Raw genomic sequence first — 572 nt, forward strand, 5'->3', positions numbered from 1 at the left:
AACTCTTTGATGACAGAGGCAGGTCTTTCGACCACTTCCCCTGCCGCAATTTGGTTGGCGAGCCTAGCTGGCAAAATTTTAATCGTCATAATGAGTTAGAAGCTCACTTACTTATTTGTTTGGAATGATCAGGACTTGCCCAACAGCAAGCTCGTCCGAGCGCAAGTTGTTTGCTTGGCGAATACTCGCAACGCTCACGCCATATTTGGACGCAATCTTACCAAGGTATTCCCCTCGCGCGACTTTGTGCTTGCGGATCGGTTTATCTTTCACTGCTACGGTGATCTTAAGTTTTTGACCAACCCATAAGGTATCGGATTTTAAGTTGTTCTCACGACGAATATCCGACAGCTTCACTTTATAGTGACTTGCGATCTTACCCAAGAACTCACCCGATTTAACGGTATGAGTAATCGTTTCAGTCTCTACTGTAATAGGCTTGCTTGGCACTTGGATCTTGCCAGCTGACGGAATACGCAGTTTTTGTCCAACCGCTAAGCTGGTCGATTTCAACTTGTTCTCAGCCATCAACGCTTTCGAGTTAGTACCGTATTTATTCGCAATCACAGACA

Annotated in this window: 1 protein-coding gene; it reads right to left on the reverse strand. The window is 45.5% G+C overall.

What is annotated here, in order from left to right; genetic code table 11:
* Positions 1-111: 111 nt before the first annotated feature.
* Positions 112-572: LysM peptidoglycan-binding domain-containing protein (locus tag R7R78_RS28325; RefSeq protein ID WP_225474876.1), on the reverse strand; the 461-nt coding region annotated here is incomplete at its 5' end.

This window comes from Vibrio sp. 2134-1 (genome assembly GCF_033339495.1).